This window comes from Paenibacillus polymyxa (genome assembly GCF_001719045.1).
Classification (GTDB): domain Bacteria; phylum Bacillota; class Bacilli; order Paenibacillales; family Paenibacillaceae; genus Paenibacillus; species Paenibacillus polymyxa_B.
The window spans coordinates 2,918,220-2,938,697 of sequence record NZ_CP015423.1; the positions used below are offsets into that span (position 1 = coordinate 2,918,220).

Genomic DNA, 20,478 nt, shown 5'->3' on the forward strand with positions numbered 1-20,478 from the left:
AAAGCCAACAGTCGCTGCAATCGACTCTCTATCATTTTGAACATATACGTGAGCGCATACTGTAGAACCTATGGTGTGCGCTATTCTTCTGTGAAATCAGGTGAAGGCATGATTCCAAGATATCTAGTTGATTTTGATGTAGCGGACTTGGCCCGATTGGAGGCCGACGTGTTAATTATCGGCTCGGGCATTGCGGGCTTATATACGGCGATTAAGGCTGCGGAGAATCGGAAAGTGTTGCTGATTACCAAGAAGACTTTGATGGAAAGCAACACGCGTTATGCTCAAGGCGGCATTGCTGCTGTCACATCGGACGAGGATACACCAGCCTATCATATGGAAGATACTCTGATTGCTGGAGCAGGTCTGTGTGAACCTGAGGCGGTCAGTACGCTTGTCCATGAAGGTCCAGTTGGTATTCAAGAGTTAATACGTATGGGAACGGTTTTTGATCGTGTGGATGGTGAACTAGCGTTGACACGGGAAGGAGCGCATAGCCACCGGCGTATTTTGCATGCGAATGGAGATGCTACCGGTTATGAAATTGTGCGTGCCTTATCAGACCAGGTTGCTGCCCATCCCGGTATCGAAGTGTGGGAAGAATGCATGGTAATTGATCTGCTGACGGAGCATGGTGAGTGTATTGGAGCCCTCGTCCAAAAGCCAGGTGGGGAAAGGTCGTATATCACTGCTAATGCAACGATTTTGTGCTCAGGAGGTAGCGGGCAATTATACCGTTATACGACCAACCCGGATATTGCAACCGGGGATGGTATCGCTATGGCATATCGTGCTGGGGCGATTGTACGGGATATGGAATTCATACAGTTTCATCCTACGGCGTTGTGCCATCCGGACGCTCCAAGGTTTCTAATTTCCGAAGCTGTACGGGGAGAAGGAGCCGTGTTACGCAATATTCACGGAGAACGCTTCATGGACAAGTATGATTCCCGGCAGGAGCTTGCACCCAGAGATATCGTAGCTCGTGCTATCATTCATGAGATGGAACGCACCCAAGCTGCGTTTGTATACCTGGATATTACGCATGAGCCACCTGAGCGGGTGAAGCAACGTTTTCCAACCATTTATCGGACATGTTTGTCATTTGGTTTGGATATGACGACAGACTGGATCCCCATTGCGCCTGCTGCCCATTATATGATGGGTGGTGTTCAGACTAATTTACACGGGGAAAGCTCCATTGCGCGTTTGTTCGCCTGCGGGGAAACCTCTTCTACAGGTGTTCACGGAGCTAATCGTCTGGCGAGCAATTCGTTATCTGAAGCTATTGTATTCGCCAGCAGGATTATTGAGCGACTGCATTCATTGCCACCGCTAGTCGGCCATACGTTGATATCTTATAGCGATAACCGTACAGAGTTCCCGGCTTCATCCGTCGCGGAGCAGCGGCATAGGCTGCAAGAAGCCATGGTTCGTTATGCTGGAGTTCGTCGGCACGGCGAAGGGCTACAAGCAGCATTAGATGAGTTGCAAGGGCTAATGCCTATTTTTGAGGCTGTGATCGCTAGCCGTGAAGAGATCGAATTTGCCAATTTGCTCACCTGTGCTTTATTAGTAACAGATGGTGCGCTACTACGTGAGGAGAGCCGGGGAGCGCATTATCGCGAGGATTTTCCTGAGACAGATGATAGCGTCTGGCGAAAGCATGTTCAGCAGCGACGTGAGCAAGGGATAACGGAGGAGTACGTTCATGACATCTAACAGCGAGCTTTATGGAGAGTTTAGTGGATATCAGGAAGAACTGACGGCACAAATTCGCAGCTGGCTGCGAGAAGATACGGGCTCTGGCGATGTGACCACGCGCTGGACAATTGAGCAGGGCCACCAATCCAAGGCTGTCATTCATGCCAAGGAGAGCGGCGTGGTTGCGGGGTTACCCGTGGCTGCCCTTGTATTTCAGGTAGTGGACCCTTCCTTGTCGTTCACTCCGCTGGTAGTCGATGGACAGTGGATTGAAAAGGGGAGCGTTTTGGCAGAAGTAACGGGGAGTACCCATGCAATCCTGACCGGGGAGCGATTGGCGTTAAATCTGCTCCAACGGATGTCTGGTATTGCCACGCGGACTCGGGCTTTTATAGATCAATTGCATGGTCTGTCCACTCGCTTGGTGGATACACGTAAAACAACACCGGGACATCGACTGCTGGAGAAGTATGCTGTTCGTGTAGGCGGTGGCTCGAATCATCGTTTTGGCCTGTACGATGCTGTTATGATTAAGGATAATCATATTAAGGGCGCAGGTGGGATTGAACAAGCTGTGAGTCGAGCGCGCGCTAATATACCGCATACGATGACGATTGAAGTAGAGACGGAAAACATGAAACAAGTTCAGGAAGCCCTGGAAGCTGGGGCGGATATCATTATGCTGGATAACATGTCTGCCCCAGATATGAAGGAAGCCGTTCGGTTCATTCGGGAACGGGCACCACATGTCAAAACAGAAGCCTCGGGCAATGTATCGCTGGATACAGTGCGTGAGATGGCTGAGAGTGGCGTAGATGTGATTTCTGTAGGCAGGCTGACATACTCTTTTCATAACCTGGATATCAGCCTTGACCTTAACGCAAAGAAAGATAGGTGACACCCATTGATTCTTGTAGTGGATGTAGGCAATACCAATATTGTTCTGGGGATATACGAAGGGCGGGAGCTGTTGCACCATTACCGGATCAGTACCTCCAGACAGGCAACCGCAGATGAATACGGCGTACTCATACATAATCTTTTTAGTATGGGTGGCGTATTAAAGGATGACATCCAGGGAGTGATTATTTCCTCTGTCGTTCCGCCATTGGTCCGTGTATTAGAAGAAATGTGCGATAAATACATAGGCAAAACGCCGTTAATCGTCGGGCCGGGAATCAAGACTGGTCTTAACCTGCGTTATGAGAATCCTCGTGAAGTAGGTGCGGATCGGATCGTGAACGCTGTTGCGGCTGTCGAACGGTTCGGCGGGCCGCTGGTTGTGGTGGACTTTGGAACAGCGACGACGTTTGATTGTATTGACGATAAGGGAAACTACTTGGGCGGTGTCATTGTGCCGGGGATCGGGATTTCGACGGAGGCACTGTATCAACGGGCTTCCAAGCTGCCCCGCATTGAGTTGGAGAAACCCAAAAAGGTTATTGGTCGTAATACGGTTCATGCCATGCAAGCTGGGATTATCTTCGGTTATGCTGGGCAAGTGGATGGCATTGTGAGGCGCATTAAGGAAGAAATGCAGGTGGAACCTACGGTTATTGCTACCGGAGGTCTTGCAGAGCTAATCGCATCAGAGACAGAGAGCATTCAGAAAGTGTTGCCGATGTTGACGCTCGAAGGATTACGCATCATTTACCAACGTAACGCTGAATAAAAAAAGTGGATATAAGCTGCCGCTGAGTCCAACCGATGATCTTATCGGTTTGGATTAGCGGCGTTTTTCGTCTATACTGAAATATGTTACGTTTTTGAACAATTCGCGTGATCTGTCGATGCAGGTTGTTTATATAATAGGAAATTATGCTTCAATGATGAGCCATACTAACGAAAATAAGCAGCATAGCTGTCCTGGAGAATAGGGGAGGATATCAATATGGAAAATAAGCAGGATCGACTTATTCGTGGCACAGCCATGGATGGAAGGGTTAGAGCTTTTGCTGTTCGGACAACTCAATTGGTAGAGGAATTGCGGAGAAGGCATGATACTCATCCTACGGCAACCGCTGCTTTGGGGCGAACCCTCACAGCAGGTGCTATTATGGGCTCTATGCTAAAAGGCAAAGAGCGATTGACCATTCAAGTTAAAGGTGATGGACCGATTGGGCAAATCGTCGTTGATGCCAATGCTGTAGGGGAAGTGCGAGGTTATGTTACTAAACCGCATGTGCATTTGCCGAGCAATAGTATGGGCAAACTGGATGTAGCGGGTGCCGTAGGTACAGAGGGGTTCATTCATATCATCAAGGATTTGGGGTTAAAAGAACCGTATCGCGGCAGTACTCCGATTATTTCCGGTGAACTGGGTGAGGACTTTACCTATTATTTTGCCAAATCGGAACAGACCCCGTCAGCAGTGGGCTTGGGTGTGCTGGTAGATACGGATAACTCGGTTATTGTGGCCGGTGGATTTATTATTCAGTTGCTTCCAGGCTTAAATGATGATGAGATTACTGCGATCGAAAATGCAGTCAGCTCCATTCCACCCGTTACTGCTTTGCTGGATCAAGGGTTGGAACTTGATGAAATGCTGCGCTGGATGCTGCCGGACGTTCGGATTCTCGATGAATTGGATATTCATTTTCAATGTGAGTGTTCACGTGAGCGCGTGGAAAAAACATTGATCAGTTTGGGAGAAAGCGAATTAGAGCAGTTAATTGAGGAAGAAGGACAGGCTGAGGTCGTATGCCACTTTTGTAATGAGGCTTATCAGTTTAATAAAGATGAATTGCAAAATCTGTTAGATCAAGCCAAAGCCTAACCGGATGGGCGGTGCAAGCGATGACTACACGGGAAAAAGGATTATGGACAGCTGTCATTATTCTGACCGTTAGCGTCGCCGCCTTGGGTGGTCTTATCATGCTTCGGGGGCTGTCAAAGCCGGGTGATGTAAGCAAGGATGACGGCGATCATACTGTGGCGGAGATGGGTCGGGAAGGCATATCGGAGGAACAGTGGGTAGCGGAACTGAAAAAGCGATATGGAACCAATACGCTGTTGCAAATGTTGAATCGTAAAGCCGTGCAGGCTGAAACCAAGCGTCTCGGTATCAAGATCACCCAAGAGGATCTACAGCAGGTGCTGGAGCAGGATAGTAAAGGGTATGACTCAGATCATGCCTATTTTGATGAAATGCAGCGACAGTTTGGCTTAGGTCCGGTTGATTTGCGGAATGAAGCGGAATACCGGATTGGTTTGGAGAAAATAGCCACGCAGGGTATTCAGGTTCAGGAAGCTGAGATTGACGAGTATTGGGAGCAGCATCCTGAGGAATTTGCCGTCGGTAAGCAGATCCAATTGGCAGCTCTTTATGTAGATAATGCGGAGGAAGCAGAAGCGTTGCTAGATCGGGTTAAGCAGGGGGAGAGCTTCGATGTGCTGATTCAAGAGCATGCAGGTAAGCCTTTCGACAAAGATAGCAGTGGACAGCTGGGATGGGTGGATGAATATGATCCATTGCAACCGGAGGCGATCATGAAGGCGGCGAGAGAGCTAAGCTCTGGGGATGTTGCAGGTCCGATCTCTGTTAACGATGGCTATGCTGTCATTTATGTACAGGATGTCCGGTTGAAGAATTCTCCGGATAAGCAGCAGATCCGACAGCAAATTCGCCGATCTCTTGCGCTTGCACAAGCCGCTCCTTTGGAAGAGGTCGAGAAGGGTCTGCGTGATAAATATGGAGCGCGTATTTTATCTGGAAAGAATGCATCCTAAGCTTCTCTGTAACGTAGTGAAAGAATATTGGTTTGAAGGAAGCCCGATGCTGATAACGCGGGTTGACAGCATCGCGGCTTATTCACTCGTATTGACATTGGAATTGAAGATTGTTATGATTAGCGTATAAAACCAACTATTTTTATCGGAAATTAATGAACGGCACTAAATTAAAGTAATTGACTAAGAATCATCTACAATATGATTTCGCAATTTTTAATATATCATCTACAGTCAGGGAGGAATTATCATGGCTAAAGTTGTTAATAACATTACCGAACTTATCGGAGAAACACCCCTCGTTCGCCTCAACCGGATCGTACCGGAAGATAGCGCCGAAATCTATTTGAAACTGGAATATCAGAACCCAGGCTCCAGTGTAAAAGATCGTATTGCGATTAGCATGGTAGAAGAAGCTGAACGTGAAGGTCTGCTTAAGCCAGGCGGTACCATTATTGAAGCAACAAGCGGTAATACAGGAATCGGCTTGGCTATGGTAGCTGCTGCGAAGGGCTATAAGGCAGTCATCGTTATGCCAGAAACGATGAGCATAGAGCGTCGTAATTTGTTGCGTGCTTATGGAGCCGAGCTTGTGTTAACACCAGGATCAGAAGGCATGAATGGGTCCGTTAAGAAAATGGAAGAATTGCTGAGTGAAAATCCGGATTATTTTGCTGCTGAGCAGTTCAAGAACAAAGCTAATATCAAAATTCACCGTGAAACGACCGGTCCTGAGATTGTGGAAGCCATTCGTTCCATTGGCGGAACTCTGGATGCTTTTATAGCGGGAATAGGCACTGGCGGAACCATTTCTGGTGCCGGAGAAGTGCTTAAGAAAGAATTCCCTGATATTAAAGTTGTGGCTGTAGAGCCTGCCTCTTCCCCGCTGTTAGCAGGCGGTAAGCCAGGACCCCACAAGATCCAAGGGCTGGGTGCCAACTTTATTCCTGAAATTTTAAACCGTGATATCTATGATGAAATTATTCATGTAGAAAACGATGAAGCTTTCGAGGTAGCACGTAGAGTGGCCAAGGAAGAGGGCATTTTGTCCGGTATTTCATCTGGCGCGGCTGTTCATGCGGCTTTGAAGCTTGCTAAGCAATTGGGCAAGGGTAAACGGATCGTTGTCATTGTTCCAAGTAATGGAGAACGTTACCTGAGTACGCCACTATACAATTTCGAGCTGTAATTATGTCGTAATTGTGTATACTATACGTAAGGATTCCCTCATTTCCCTGTTGCAGGGGGGTGGGGGTTTCTTTTTAAGGAGAGAATGTAGACTTATTGAAAAGTAGGGAAGGGGAAGCACACACGGATGAAATCGACAGCTAGAGTGACGGAGGCGCAGTGGCAGGTTTGGCAGGAGGAAGGCTGGAGTATACTTCCCTATATCGCTGAGTACCCATTACCTGTGGGAGGGCTACCGTCATCGTGGCGGAAGGCTTGGGAGGATTCGTCGCCATATGCTTTTTTGCTGGAGAGCGCTAAAGGTGGGAGGTACACCTATCTGGCCTTAAATCCGGTTGCTATATTGGAAGGCAAGGGAGAACATGCCGTTTGGACTGATTTGCAAAGTGGGAAACATGGAGATATACATGGTCAACCTTTGAAAGTCATGAACAACTGGATCGCTCCTTACCGTGCACCGCGTGTACCTGGCATGCCTTTTTTCTCTGGGGGATTTGCGGGTTACCTTGGCTACGATGTAGCTCGCTCGTTGGAGCGTTTGCCATCTCAAGCTGCAGACGATACGGGCATACCTGATTATGTATGGATGAGGGTGAATGAGCTATGGATTTATGATCACGAAAAATCCTGCATATATTGTGCTGTTCATATGCCTGCTCCTGCGCATTCCGATAAAGTCAGCCGTGATACCGATTTGACCAATCCCGTTATACGGGATGGGCCAAATCCCATACTTTGCGAGCATTATGCGGAAGCTGCCCAACGTGCAGAACGTATGCTGATTCAGTGGAATAACATCATAAATGCAGGAGAGATTGATCCTGCGTACCCTCGTCGTTGTGCTAGGCTTGCCGAAGAGGGGTTAGAGGCTGCTCATCAAGAATCTGATGGTTGGACAGCGGCATTCAACCAACAAGATTTTGAACATGCCGTAAGACGTGTGCAGGAATACATTGCCCAAGGGGATGTATTCCAGGTTAACTTGTCGATTCGTCAGCAACGTGCGCTTACAGCCCTCCCTGAAAATATATATGAATGGCTTCGTCTGCTGAATCCTTCCCCTTATATGGGTATGCTGCGTATGCCAGATTTACGGATCGTCAGTGGCTCGCCAGAATTGTTGGTGAAGCTGGAGGATGGACGTGTGAGCGCCCGACCTATTGCAGGTACGAGAAGAAGGGGGCTAACACCGGATGAAGATGCCGCTATGGCAGCAGAGCTTCTATCAAGCGAAAAAGAACGCGCCGAGCATATTATGCTCGTCGATCTGGAGCGTAACGATATCGGACGGATTGCTGAATACGGATCGGTGCATGTGCCTGAACTGCTGACTGTCGAATACTATTCGCACGTTATGCATCTGGTATCTCAGGTTGAGGGGAAATTAGCCCAGGGTCGTACAGCTATAGATGTAATTGCTGCTACCTTTCCAGGCGGAACCATTACCGGGGCACCCAAGGTGCGCACCATGGAAATCATTGAAGAATTAGAGCCCGTTCGTCGGGGTCCTTATACAGGGTCTCTTGGATGGATTGACTATAACGGCAATATGGAATTAAATATTATAATAAGAACACTAGCTGTTAAAGGCAGCACTGCCTATTTACAGACAGGTGCGGGGATCGTCATTGATTCAGACCCGTACAGGGAATATCGGGAATGTCGGAACAAGGCCAGAGCGGTCATGAAGGCGGTACAATGTGGTGAAGAAGAAGCTGCTTTGAGCAGAAGCGGTATCACAGGAGGGTGAGTCGTATGATTTTGGTGATTGATAATTATGATTCGTTTACGTACAATCTTGTTCAATATTTGGGTGAACTTGGCGAAGAAGTAACCGTAAAACGGAACGATGAGATTGATGTGAAAGGCATAGAAGAGCTGGCACCAGAGCATATTTTGATCTCGCCGGGTCCATGCACTCCGAATGAGGCGGGGATATCACTGGATGTGATCAGCCATTTTAAAGGTCGCATTCCGATTTTTGGCGTTTGCCTCGGCCACCAGGCCATCGGACAGGCTTTTGGCGGTAAGGTTATCCGGGCTGAACGACTCATGCACGGTAAAACATCACCGATTCTTCATCACAATACATCGGTATTTGAAGGCTTGCCTTCTCCGTTCACAGCAACCCGGTATCACTCATTGCTGGTGGAGCGCGAGAGTCTGCCTGAGTGTCTAGAGATTACCGCAGAAACCGCAGAAGGTGAAATTATGGGTTTGCGGCATAAAGAATTTGCCGTAGAAGGAGTTCAGTTCCATCCAGAATCCATTATTACGGATTACGGGCATCAACTATTACGTAATTTCCTAAAACGCAAGGTAGGCGTCTGATTTATGAAATATATCGGAGTCAACGGCGTCCTCACGGAAGCCGCAAAAGCCGTGATTCACGTAAGTGATCACGGCTTTTTATACGGAATGGGCTTGTTTGAAACATTCCGCACCTACAAGGGTGTCCCATTCTTGCTGGATCGGCATCTGCATCGACTACAGAAAGGTTGCCGAATGCTCGGCATTCCTTTTCAACCGGATGAGGAGCAGCTTACGAGACACATCCAACATCTGATGGTGGCGAATGGACTGGATGAAGCCTATATCCGCTACACCGTATCAGCAGGCGAAGAGGTGCTAGGATTGCCGACGGGGGACTATACGCGCCCCAACCATATTTTGTTTGCGAAACCGTTGCCCTCTACCAATACACAAACCGGGCAATCCATTTCCCCATCGACGCTTCAGTTGTTGCGAACCCCCAGAAACACTCCAGAGGGTGAGGTTCGTTTAAAGTCGCTCCATTATATGAATAATATTCTTGCGAAGCGGGAACTTCAGCAGTATGCCGAGGCTGTCCGTTATAAGGCTGAAGGAATGATGCTTACGGCGGATGGTTTTCTGGCGGAGGGAATGGTCAGCAATCTGTTTTTTGTGCGGAATAATACGCTGTATACCCCTGACTTGTCTACAGGAATTCTGCCAGGCATTACGCGTGAATTCATTTTGGAGCTGGCGCATCTGCGAGACATTCCTTGTGAGCAAGGTTTGTACCGCTGGGACGAGCTGAAACAGGCTGATGAAATTTTTATGACCAACTCTATACAAGAAATACGGCCCGTGGATTTATTGTTGGAGCCGGGAGGAGCAACGAACCATGTATCGGTTCCCTTGACGCAGCCCAGGTCCATAACAGCTTTGCTGTTGCACGATTATAGACAGAAAGCAGGGATCAAGTGAACATACCGACCCTTTATCAACGTAGTTACCGAATGGGGGATGCCGAGCTTACGCTCGGACACTCCACACAGATCATGGGTATACTGAATGTGACCCCAGATTCATTTTCCGATGGAGGATTACATTATAGTCCCGAGATTGCTGTTTTACATGCATTGAAGCTGGTGGAAGATGGAGCCGATATCATTGACATTGGTGGGGAGTCTACCCGCCCGGGTCATGACCCAGTAGGTGTGGAAGAGGAGCTGGCTCGGGTCATTCCGGTCATCCAGGCCATTCATCGTATCGCACCGCACATTCCGTTATCCGTAGATACTTACAAAGCCGAAGTAGCCAGGCAGGCGCTTGAAGCTGGTGCACATATCATTAATGATGTGTGGGGGTTTAAGGCAGACCCTGATATGGCCCGTGTAGCTGCGGAATTCGATTGTCCGGTCATTTTGATGCATAATCGTCATGATCGTAATTATAGTGATTTGGTTTCTGATATGCTGTCTGATTTGAAAGAGAGTATCCGATTAGCGCTGGATGCGGGGGTACGTGAGGAACAGATCATTTTAGACCCAGGCATCGGTTTTGCGAAGGATTATGATGAAAATATCCATGCTATGACTTCTCTCGATACATTGAGTCAGCTAGGCTTCCCACTGTTATTGGCTACGTCACGCAAAAGATTTATTCGTACAGCACTCGATTTGCCTGTGAATGATGTAGTGGAGGGCACGGCGGCTACTGTTGCTTTTGGCATTGCTCAAGGGTGCCAGATTGTGCGTGTACATGATGTGGCACAAATTAAGCGCACCGTACGTATGTGTGATGCGATGGTGTACGGGTCTAAAAATGCACTGAGTTATGACGGGTAAAGCCCGCTCCACGAATGATTTGATCCTACGATCGCTGTTGCAACGGGATTCTTTGAATTGGTAAAACATGTAACTGTAAGAATCCCGTTGCAAAGGCGAGCGCTTCACTACCACCAGTAAAGTCACTTGATTAGAAAAATCTAATAAAAAACAGGGGGTCTATCACGATGGATAAAATGGTTTTGCATCGTATGGAGTATTACGGATATCATGGCGTTTTTCCAGAGGAGCGCAAGCTGGGGCAGCGTTTCTATATTGATTTGGAACTGGAGCTTGATCTGCGTGAAGCGGGTGAGCAGGATGCTTTGGACAAAACGGTTAATTACGCTGAGGTACATTACACCGTTAAAGATATTGTAGAAAAGGAATCTTACCAATTGATTGAAGCTTTGGGCGAACGTATTGCATCTTCCCTACTGGACACTTATACTAGTGTCAATGCACTGACTGTCAAAGTCACGAAGCCGCATCCGCCGTTTGATATTCATTTTCAAGGCGTGACGGTTGAGCTTTATCGCGCAAGAAAGTAGGAACGATACATGAATGCACATTCGACCTCTGAGGGATCAGAGGCTTATATTGCTTTAGGGGCTAATTTGGGGGAGCGCGAGCATACCCTGTATGAAGCCATTACGGCGCTGGACGAACATCCGGGTATACGGGTGCTGCGGTGCTCCAGCCTGTACGAAACAGAGCCTGTTGGGTATCTGGATCAACCTTCTTTTTTGAACATGACGGTAGCCGTATCTACAACACTTGCTCCAGAGGAGCTTCTGGTATATATGCTGGAGGTGGAGAGTCGTCTGGGGAGAGTAAGACATATTCCTAATGGTCCACGAACCATTGATCTGGACTTGTTATGGATGGGAGCGGCGCAACTGGCTACACCGGATTTGGAGCTTCCTCACCCTCGTATGTTGGAGCGTGCTTTTGTGCTGGTTCCTTTGGCTGACATCGTTCCGAACCAAGATCCATCCGGTCTGTACAGTATCGTGCATACTGCATTGAATTCTGTGGATGGAAAGGACGGCATACAGCTTTGGAAAACATGCAGCTGGCGCAACGACTCCGCGCCTTTCGGAAGCTAAAAGGGTTCACCCAGCAGGAGTTGGCAAACCGAACCGGCATATCTTTGACTGTATTAGGTGCTGTGGAGCGAGGTAATCGTGCAGTAGACCCAGACATGCTGAACATCATCGCCCAAACGCTAGAGATTGAAGTCCGGGAATTGACGGATTGACGATAAGTATACGATATAAAAGAAGGAATAAAGGGGTGAACAGATATGTTGAAAATCGGCGATATTGAAATGAAAAACCAAGTCGTCTTGGCACCCATGGCAGGCGTGTGCAATCCTGCTTTTCGCTTGATCGCCAAGGAATTCGGTACAGGCTTGGTATGTGCAGAGATGGTTAGTGATAAGGCCATCATTCACGGCAACAAGCGTACACGTGAGATGCTGTTTGTAGATGAGCGCGAGAAGCCGCTTAGCTTGCAAATTTTTGGAGGCGACCGCAAATCTTTGGTGGAAGCGGCGAAAGTCGTAGACCAGGAGACGAATGCAGATATTATTGACATCAATATGGGCTGCCCGGTTCCCAAAGTGACCAAATGTGATGCAGGCGCTCGTTGGCTGCTTGATCCAAACAAGATTTATGAGATGGTATCGGCGGTAGTGGAATCGGTAAGCAAGCCGGTTACCGTGAAAATGCGTATTGGTTGGGATAGCGAGCATATTTATGCCGTAGAGAACGCTCGCGCTGTTGAACGTGCCGGAGGTCAGGCCGTTAGCGTACATGGCCGTACACGGGAGCAACTGTATACGGGACATGCGAATTGGGATATTATAAAAGAAGTTAAAGAAGCAGTTTCCATTCCTGTAATTGGAAACGGTGATGTGGCATCACCGGAAGATGCCCGCCGTATGCTGGATTTGACCAATTGTGATGGCGTTATGATCGGACGTGGTGCTCTGGGGAATCCGTGGATGCTCTACCGTACGATTGAGTACCTGCAAACGGGCGAGCTGTTGCCCGATCCTTCACCGGAAGAAAAAATTCGTATTGCCATTCTGCATATGGATCGTCTGGTTGCATTGAAGGGTGAAGCAGTAGCTGTCCGTGAAATGCGTAAGCATCTGGCTTGGTACCTCAAAGGGTTTAAAGGTTCGGCACGTATTAAGGATGTCATTATGGAAGAAACAAAGCGCGACGATATGGTACGCATTTTGGATCAATTTGTATCTCAATTGCACATGGTAGATACCGATGAGCCTTCTACAAGCGCTACTTCTCCTGCTGCTGTTGCGCAATAAGGAAGCTGTTCTGGCCTGTGCACGCGATTGACTTTTCCAATTGCTTGCCCTATAATCGTTCAGTATAAAATCTTGATGTATGCTACAAATTGTGTGCAGCTCTCAAGACAACAGCAGGAAATGTTCTCATTCCCTCAGAGTGGCATATTATGTTTTGAAAGCGTGCATTCCGATGCACTTTTAAACTTTTCCCATGACAGGAGAATCGGTTAAGATGAGCGATAAAGAAGTCATTCTGACACAGGAAGGTCTTAGAAAGCTCGAAGATGAGCTTGAGAACTTGAAGTCTGTCAAACGCCGCGAAGTGGCTGAACGGATTAAGGTAGCCATCGGATACGGAGATATTAGTGAAAACTCCGAATATGAGGATGCGAAGAATGAGCAGGCCTTTATTGAAGGCCGTGTAATTACGTTGGAAAAGATGCTACGCAATGCCCGCATTATCAATAGTGATGAAATTGACACCGATGTTGTGGGAGTAGGCGCAACTGTGACCGTTGAAGATTTGGAATTCGGAGATATTACAGAGTATGCTATCGTAGGTTCCGCCGAATCCGATCCGCTACAGAATAAGATTTCGAATGAAAGTCCGGTTGGCAAGGCAATTCTCGGTAAGAAAAAGGGAACTGTTGTGGATGTCACCGTTCCAGCAGGCGTTATTCAATATAAAATCGTGGATATCAAGAAATAAGACACGGACTTTGGAATTTAATGTAAAAGCTTCCTTGTGGAAGCTTTTTTTCTCTACACCCGGACGGACCCCGGCCCGTCTATTCATATTGAAGGAGCTGATTTAGCACCATGTCGGATGAAACTACTAACCAGGAATCACAAGAAAATCGCGAGGAATTAAGTGAACTATTGCAAATTCGGCGTGCCAAATTGGACGAGCTTCGCTCATTGGGCATTGATCCTTTTGGACGCAAATACATACGCACGGCTGAAGCGGGCGTACTACTGAGCAAGTATGACAGTTTGACTAAGGAAGAACTGGAAGAAAAGAATATTGAAGTTAGCATAGCAGGCCGTATTATGGCTAAACGTGTGATGGGGAAAGCCAGCTTTGCTCATATACAGGATCTTAGCGGACGTATTCAAATTTATGTTCGTCAAGACACGGTACCTGAATCCAAATATAAAGCATTTGGTATTTTGGATCTGGGCGATATTGTTGGTGTTAAGGGTGTGCTCTTTAAAACCAAAACAGGCGAAACGACAATCAAAGTGCTGGATATTGAGGTCTTGTCCAAATCCTTGTATCCATTACCAGAGAAATATCATGGGCTGAAGGATGTTGAATTGCGTTACCGTCAGCGGTATGTCGATTTGGTTATGAACCCTGAAGTACAAAAAACGTTCATTACACGGTCCCGTATTATTCAATCCATGCGTCGTTATCTCGATTCGCTCGGCTATTTGGAAGTTGAAACTCCAACATTACATTCTATTGCTGGCGGGGCGGCAGCGAAGCCATTTGTTACGCACCATAATGCATTGGACATGCAGCTTTATATGCGTATTGCTATTGAACTCCATTTGAAACGACTAATTGTCGGCGGAATGGAGAAAGTATATGAGATCGGTCGTGTTTACCGTAATGAAGGTATTTCGACCCGCCATAACCCTGAGTTTACGATGATTGAGCTGTATGAAGCGTATGCTGATTATAAAGATATCATGCAATTGACGGAAAACATGGTTGCACATATTGCGCAGGAAGTACTGGGCACACAGCACATTCAATATCAAGGCCAGGAAGTGGATCTGACGCCGCAATGGCGCAGAGTTTCCATGGTTGATGCTGTAAAAGAAGTAACAGGCGTAGACTTTAGCGTGCAGATGAGTAATGAAGAAGCTCATCGCCTTGCGAAAGAGCATAAAGTTTCGGTTGAACCGCATATGACATTTGGCCATATCCTGAATGCATTCTTTGAGCAGTTCGTAGAGGAAACGCTTATTCAACCGACCTTTATTACTGGACATCCGGTTGAAATTTCGCCGTTGGCCAAGAAAAACGAACAAGATCCGCGGTTTACGGATCGCTTCGAGCTGTTCGTGGTTGCTCGTGAGCATGCGAATGCGTTCACTGAGCTGAATGATCCAATTGACCAGCGCCAACGTTTTGAAGCACAATTGCTGGAACGTGAGCATGGTAACGACGAGGCGCATGAAATGGATGATGACTTTATCCGCGCCTTGGAATACGGGATGCCACCAACAGGTGGACTGGGCATCGGCATCGATCGTTTGGTTATGTTGCTGACAGATGCGCCTTCCATTCGCGATGTGCTGCTTTTCCCGCATATGCGTAACCAACAGTAGAATAACATAACATTATGAATATAGAGGATCAGCCGGGCTTCCCGTGTCTTGTTCCTCTTTTTCATAAGAACGGATGGAGAGAATACTCTAATGAAACGCAGCGTCAAGCTTAGTCGGTTCGCATCGCCTCCTTTTATATTGGTCATCGGATATTTATTGATTATTGCATTGGGTACTTTGCTACTGATGCTTCCTGTTGCCAATCATAGTGGTCATGCTCCGCATTGGATTGATTCGCTTTTTACGTCCGTCTCAGCCGCTTGTGTCACAGGACTGGTCGTTGTTGACGTCGATTCAACGTATACGATGTTTGGCGAAACCGTCATTTTGGTGCTGATGCAGCTAGGCGGTCTGGGGTTTATGACCTTAGCGACCTTGTTTGCGCTGTTGTTGGGGCGGCGATTATCGTTAAAGGATCGGTTGCTGCTTAAGGAGGCTATTAATGCCGATAGCATGGAAGGGATCGTGCGTATTATTCGCAAGGTGCTGATCTTTTCTTTTACCATTGAGGCGATAGCTGCCGTCGTCTTGGCTTTGCGGTGGATGCGAGAGATGCCTGTCGGACAAGCGATCTATTATGGAATATTCCATTCCGTATCCCTCTTTAATAACGGGGGATTCGATCTGTTTGGGACTAGCTTCCAACAGTACGCTGGAGATTTTGTTTTCAATATGATTGCATCTGTGCTTGTTATATCTGGAGGCTTGGGTTTCCTTGTACTTAGCGATTTGTTCGATTTTCGCCGTACCCGAAGACTGTCTCTACACTCCAAAATGGTGCTTAGCGTGTCGGGAGTGCTCATTGTGATTGGTGCGCTGGTTATATTTATTTTTGAGTTTACCAATGCACGAACCTTGGGAGCGTTGAACTGGGAAGGCAAAGTATATGGAGCGGTCTTTCAATCGGTCTCCACGAGGTCATCAGGTACGAGCACAGTCGATATCAGCGGGTTAAGACAGGCAAGTCAGTTTTTTATTATGTTGCTGATGATTATCGGTGCTTCTCCGGGCTCCACGGGAGGAGGAATTAAAACGACTACGTTCCTGCTTATGGTAGGTGCGCTAATCGCCGTCATGCGAGGACAGAAGGAAATTGTGTTTTTCCGCCACCGGGTCCCCAAAGATATCATGATGCGGGCGCTGACCATTATTGTACTGGCTCTATTTATATTCTCGATTGTGGTTATACTGCTCTTAATGACAGAGGAAGCCCCATTTCTCTCTCTTGCATTTGAGGCTGCTTCCGCAATCGGAACGGTAGGCTTGTCCGTAGGAGTAACGCCAGGATTATCTGATGCAGGCAAGCTGATTATTTGTGTGACCATGTTTATTGGTCGGATTGGTCCTCTTACGATTGCCTATGCCATTCGTCCACGCTCGACCAAGACATTGTACCGTCGTCCCGAAGGGCATATTGTAATTGGATAGTGTATCTGTAAAAAAGATGTACCCGTGCTGATTAGCATAGGTACATCTTTTTTCATTTCAGATCATCATAATTCTTTATGGGTAGCATATCATGTAAAATGCCCATTTTGAGAACAAAACGAAATGTTCTGAACAGATACTGTTTTTCGCAGAAAAAAACGGCTATTTGTTTCCTTTTATGTAATTATAGACAAAATACTAGGAATATTATGTATAATATTGTATGATAGTGGGCATGAAAGGGGGATAGTTTTGGTAAATACCAATTTCTAATTTGAAAGGAATCATCTATTATGTATTTATTTATTATTAGTGCTGAAGTTTTATTTTGGGTTTTTGTTGTTGCAGGCTTGATCGCAAGGTATATGTTTGGCTTGAAGAAGTTAGGCGGTCTTCTTTTACTATTTACCCCCATTATTGATATCCTGTTACTGATTGCGGTGTTCATCACGGTGAAAAGTGGCATGGAGATTACGACTGCTACTGGCTTGGCGGCCTGTTATTTTGGTATTACAGTAGCATTTGGTCATAGGTTAATTAAGTGGGCGGATGTACGGTTCTCCCATTGGTTTGGTAAGGGACCCAAGCCTGAACGCAAGTATGGTGCTGCTCATGCAAAAGAGGAACGGATAGGTTGGTTGCTTCACCTTTTGGGTTGGGCTATAGGTAATGCTTTGTTGCTCGCCATCATTGTGTATGTTAATGATCCTCAGCGTACGATGTCTTTGGAGGGCATTATGCAAACATGGGCAATCGTTCTGGCAATCGACTTTGTTGTCTCCTTTAGCTATACTGTAGCTCCCAAAAAACAAAAGCGTAGTCTATAAAGGTTAAGGCTTACACTTAGATGATATCTGGCTGGTCACTCAGGATGTTCAAATCGGAAGAGTCATTGTTGGTGAAAATGAAGTGGTTACTTCCGGTAGGTGGGTGATTCTGTCATCGGAATGTAAATATTTACAAAAATATGCGGATTTTATGTTCAACTCGCTTTGACAGTCACCTTGTTTTTGCCTCGCTACCTTTTTTCACACACATGTATTCCTTTCGATTTGAACACAGACCAACAGAAGCAACACAACTATTTCTTGTGAGATGACAGACAGCATACATGATGTGTTTTCCAGACCTTAGTAAGAAGGATCGTTGTAAGACGAATTTATGGGTCTAGTATGGAAGCGATTGGAATTTAAAAAAATTGGGCTCGAGATTACAGCTGAACTCAACTGCGGAGTAGTGTTCACTCATTCACACAAATTTTAAAATAAATGTGATTTGCCTAAAACGTCGCCTATCCAAGTTTGGCAATTAACGCGATAATATTCCAGGAAAGATTACATATGTCTATAAATGTAGACATACGCAATTAAGTTGTTATTTTGTTTAAAAATGTAAAAAAGAAAGGTGGTTTCTGTGGCAGTACTACTGAGCGGTAAGAACATTTTGATTATGGGCGTGGCTAATAACAGGAGTATTGCCTGGGGGACAGCTCAATCTTTAGCTGCTGAAGGAGCACAGCTCATTTTTACTTACGAAAATGAGAGGGTTGCAGAGCGGGTACTAAAGCTCGTTGAAACCATTCCGGGAGCACTGGTCTGTCCTTGTAATGTACAAAGCAATGAAGAGCTTGATGCATTAGCGGATTTTCTAAAAGAAAAAGTAGGCGTATTGCATGGTTATTTTCACAGTGTCGCCTATGCTAAGGCTGAGGATTTGGATGGCTTGTTCGTTGACACTTCTCGCGAGGGATTCGCTGTTGCCCAAGAAATCAGTGCCTATTCTCTGGCTGCTGTATCCCGTCGAGTATACCCGCTGATGACAGAGGGTGGAAGTATCGTCACCATGACGTATATTGGCGCAGAACGAGCGATCAAAAATTACAACGTTATGGGTGTGGCGAAGGCTTCACTGGAAGCCAGCATGCGCTATCTGTCGAATGATCTGGGCACATATGGCATTCGTGTAAATGCGATTTCCGCTGGTCCGATACGGACCTTGGCTGCCTATGGCATTAAAGATTTTAACACAATGCTCAAACATATTGAAGAAACTACGCCCCTACGCAAGACGGTTGATACGTCGGAAGTCGGAGATACGGCGTTATTCCTATTTTCCCATTTATCGAGAGGCATTACGGGTGAAGTTATCCATGTAGATGCTGGATACCATATTACGGGGATGTAAGGAGGGAACGTTGTGCTTATTACGCATACGGATTGCCGTATTATCTCACCTGAAGGAGTTATGACTAGGGAGCGTCTGGAGCGAGACGTTACGATCTTCTCCCGGATGTTGACGCTCAGAGGAATTCCCGAAGACGGTAGAGTGATTCTGAAAGCGGCCAATTCCTATTGGTTTGTTGTGTCTCTGTTCTCCCTGTGCAATATTGCTGTTTCGGTGACTGTAGTGGACGAGCAGACTGTGCTCGATGAGGTGGCCCAAATCTATGATGAAGCGGATGCCTGTTGCATCCTTACGGATTCCGATTTAGAACTTCCTCATGCTCTCGTTATTCTGATTCAAGATCTGATTCAAGAAGAAGCAGTACACCCGGATTGGGTGGGAGAGCCAAAGCTTGAAGCCCTCGACTTTAGCAAGTGGTGCGAGAGGTCAGATGCGCTCATTCTGTATTCTTCAGGTACGACAGGCAAACCCAAGGGAATCGTGAAAGCTGGTTCAGCTTTTATGGAGAATATCAGGCATTCCATACACGCCATGAACTACCTACCGTCTGACCATATGCTCCCCGTTGTGCCTTTTTCTCATTTTTATGGAATCTCACTTATCTTCTCCTGGTGGTTAACTTCATGTTCTCTCATCATCTGCAATCCAAAAAACCTCTGGAGCGTCATTGCAAGTATTACGAAAGACCGGGCGACGGTCGTAGACGCTAACCCCTCTGCTTTTTACACCTTGTTGCGTATGCTAAACCGAAAACCCGAACAACTGGAAATGGTAAAGGAAGCTCCGGTGCGCATGTGGTGCGTAGGCGGTTCCCCACTTACCCAGGACCTTGAAGAGAAATTTAACAACATATTTGGACAGCCCCTGCTGAATGGTTACGGCCTTTCTGAACTGGGCAACGTTACGCTGGGGACGCTAGAGTGTCCGAAGGGTTGTGGCCTACCATTACCTGGTGTGGATCTGAAAATACTAGATTCTACAGGCAACCAGCAGGCGGACGGTATCGTAGGCGAAGTGTGGATACGCAGTGCTGGATGCATGGAAGGTTATCTAAATCGTCCAGACCTGACGCAATCCGTTCTACAGGACGGCTGGTTCAAGACGGGGGACCTGGGCTATCTGGATGACGGAATGCTGTATGTCATTGGTCGCAGCGGTAAGACGGTCAACCGGATGGGCTACATGGTATCTCCGGTCTATATTGAGGACCGAATTGGTTCGCTAGGCTACCGATCCTGCGTGATTACCTTGGAGGATGAGGCTAAAGGGACATTGCTTGTCGCATTCATCGAAAGTGATTCCTCACAGGTCGTGCCTGTGCTCCGCAAAGAGATGAGTCAGGTACTCCCTTCATACATGTTTCCCGATCTTTTGCTTCCGCTCGATCATTTTCCTTTAAATCGCAATGGAAAAGTAGATCGTCTGGAGATGGAGCGTGTTGCTCTAGAGAAAGCTGCTTCTCGCAAAGCATAACAAGATATATACCAAAACTGCATACAGGAAAGGGAGAATGTG

The 20,478-nt window shown here is 46.9% G+C and carries 20 protein-coding genes; all 20 read left to right on the forward strand.

Annotated elements, in window-relative coordinates:
* The first annotated feature begins 108 nt into the window (after nucleotides 1-108).
* The 20 genes from nadB (at nucleotide 109) to AOU00_RS13175 (ending at nucleotide 20,436) form a co-directional block, all read left to right on the forward strand.
* Nucleotides 109-1,722, forward strand: a complete 1,614-nt coding sequence (gene nadB / locus AOU00_RS13080) for an L-aspartate oxidase (RefSeq protein ID WP_069290760.1) — start codon at nucleotides 109-111, stop codon at nucleotides 1,720-1,722.
* The gene (nadC, locus tag AOU00_RS13085) at nucleotides 1,712-2,602 is read left to right on the forward strand and encodes a carboxylating nicotinate-nucleotide diphosphorylase (RefSeq protein WP_061831244.1); all 891 of its coding nucleotides are present in this window, start codon (nucleotides 1,712-1,714) and stop codon (nucleotides 2,600-2,602) included. The genes nadB and nadC overlap by 11 nt, the downstream gene beginning before the upstream one ends.
* 6 nt (nucleotides 2,603-2,608) lie before the next feature.
* Nucleotides 2,609-3,376: a type III pantothenate kinase gene (locus AOU00_RS13090; protein ID WP_013368697.1), complete on the forward strand. Its 768-nt coding sequence runs from the start codon at nucleotides 2,609-2,611 to the stop codon at nucleotides 3,374-3,376.
* A 219-nt stretch (nucleotides 3,377-3,595) separates the two neighbouring features.
* Nucleotides 3,596-4,480 (forward strand): Hsp33 family molecular chaperone HslO, encoded by an 885-nt coding sequence (gene hslO / locus AOU00_RS13095; protein WP_069290761.1) that lies wholly within the window; start codon nucleotides 3,596-3,598, stop codon nucleotides 4,478-4,480.
* Nucleotides 4,481-4,500: 20 nt separating this feature from the next.
* Complete coding sequence (locus AOU00_RS13100; RefSeq protein WP_061831242.1) at nucleotides 4,501-5,433, forward strand: peptidyl-prolyl cis-trans isomerase; 933 nt, start codon at nucleotides 4,501-4,503, stop codon at nucleotides 5,431-5,433.
* Between the two features lie 250 nt (nucleotides 5,434-5,683).
* Entirely contained in the window at nucleotides 5,684-6,622 is a 939-nt protein-coding gene (gene cysK / locus AOU00_RS13105) for a cysteine synthase A (RefSeq protein ID WP_061831241.1), read from the forward strand.
* 126 nt (nucleotides 6,623-6,748) lie between these two features.
* Complete coding sequence (locus tag AOU00_RS13110; RefSeq protein WP_069290762.1) at nucleotides 6,749-8,371, forward strand: anthranilate synthase component I family protein; 1,623 nt, start codon at nucleotides 6,749-6,751, stop codon at nucleotides 8,369-8,371.
* Between the two features lie 5 nt (nucleotides 8,372-8,376).
* Nucleotides 8,377-8,952, forward strand: a complete 576-nt coding sequence (gene pabA / locus AOU00_RS13115; protein WP_013308153.1) for an aminodeoxychorismate/anthranilate synthase component II — start codon at nucleotides 8,377-8,379, stop codon at nucleotides 8,950-8,952.
* Between the two features lie 3 nt (nucleotides 8,953-8,955).
* Nucleotides 8,956-9,852, forward strand: coding sequence for an aminotransferase class IV (locus tag AOU00_RS13120; protein WP_069290763.1), 897 nt, complete (start codon nucleotides 8,956-8,958; stop codon nucleotides 9,850-9,852).
* On the forward strand, nucleotides 9,849-10,715 hold the full coding sequence (folP, locus tag AOU00_RS13125; RefSeq protein ID WP_069290764.1) for a dihydropteroate synthase: 867 nt from the start codon (nucleotides 9,849-9,851) through the stop codon (nucleotides 10,713-10,715). Before AOU00_RS13120 ends, folP begins: the two co-directional genes overlap by 4 nt.
* A 167-nt stretch (nucleotides 10,716-10,882) precedes the next feature.
* On the forward strand, nucleotides 10,883-11,245 hold the full coding sequence (gene folB / locus AOU00_RS13130) for a dihydroneopterin aldolase (protein ID WP_023986457.1): 363 nt from the start codon (nucleotides 10,883-10,885) through the stop codon (nucleotides 11,243-11,245).
* A gap of 9 nt (nucleotides 11,246-11,254) precedes the next feature.
* On the forward strand, nucleotides 11,255-11,803 hold the full coding sequence (gene folK / locus AOU00_RS13135; protein WP_069290765.1) for a 2-amino-4-hydroxy-6-hydroxymethyldihydropteridine diphosphokinase: 549 nt from the start codon (nucleotides 11,255-11,257) through the stop codon (nucleotides 11,801-11,803).
* Nucleotides 11,755-11,955: a helix-turn-helix domain-containing protein gene (locus tag AOU00_RS13140; RefSeq protein WP_172828286.1), complete on the forward strand. Its 201-nt coding sequence runs from the start codon at nucleotides 11,755-11,757 to the stop codon at nucleotides 11,953-11,955. The genes folK and AOU00_RS13140 overlap by 49 nt, the downstream gene beginning before the upstream one ends.
* Before the next feature lie 45 nt (nucleotides 11,956-12,000).
* Nucleotides 12,001-13,029 carry a tRNA dihydrouridine synthase DusB gene (gene dusB, locus AOU00_RS13145; protein WP_069290767.1) on the forward strand — a complete coding sequence of 343 codons (1,029 nt, stop codon included), beginning with the start codon at nucleotides 12,001-12,003 and terminating at the stop codon, nucleotides 13,027-13,029.
* A 214-nt stretch (nucleotides 13,030-13,243) separates the two neighbouring features.
* Nucleotides 13,244-13,720: a transcription elongation factor GreA gene (gene greA / locus AOU00_RS13150; protein WP_013308160.1), complete on the forward strand. Its 477-nt coding sequence runs from the start codon at nucleotides 13,244-13,246 to the stop codon at nucleotides 13,718-13,720.
* 110 nt (nucleotides 13,721-13,830) lie between these two features.
* Entirely contained in the window at nucleotides 13,831-15,351 is a 1,521-nt protein-coding gene (lysS, locus tag AOU00_RS13155) for a lysine--tRNA ligase (RefSeq protein ID WP_061831234.1), read from the forward strand.
* A gap of 90 nt (nucleotides 15,352-15,441) precedes the next feature.
* A complete protein-coding gene (locus AOU00_RS13160; protein WP_069290768.1) occupies nucleotides 15,442-16,779 on the forward strand; it encodes a TrkH family potassium uptake protein in 1,338 nt (445 codons plus the stop codon).
* A gap of 293 nt (nucleotides 16,780-17,072) precedes the next feature.
* Complete coding sequence (locus AOU00_RS13165) at nucleotides 17,073-17,606, forward strand: hypothetical protein (protein ID WP_061831232.1); 534 nt, start codon at nucleotides 17,073-17,075, stop codon at nucleotides 17,604-17,606.
* A gap of 586 nt (nucleotides 17,607-18,192) precedes the next feature.
* Nucleotides 18,193-18,963 carry an enoyl-ACP reductase FabI gene (fabI, locus tag AOU00_RS13170; protein ID WP_013308164.1) on the forward strand — a complete coding sequence of 257 codons (771 nt, stop codon included), beginning with the start codon at nucleotides 18,193-18,195 and terminating at the stop codon, nucleotides 18,961-18,963.
* A 12-nt stretch (nucleotides 18,964-18,975) separates the two neighbouring features.
* Nucleotides 18,976-20,436 (forward strand): class I adenylate-forming enzyme family protein, encoded by a 1,461-nt coding sequence (locus AOU00_RS13175; RefSeq protein WP_061831231.1) that lies wholly within the window; start codon nucleotides 18,976-18,978, stop codon nucleotides 20,434-20,436.
* The last annotated feature ends 42 nt before the right edge of the window (nucleotides 20,437-20,478 follow it).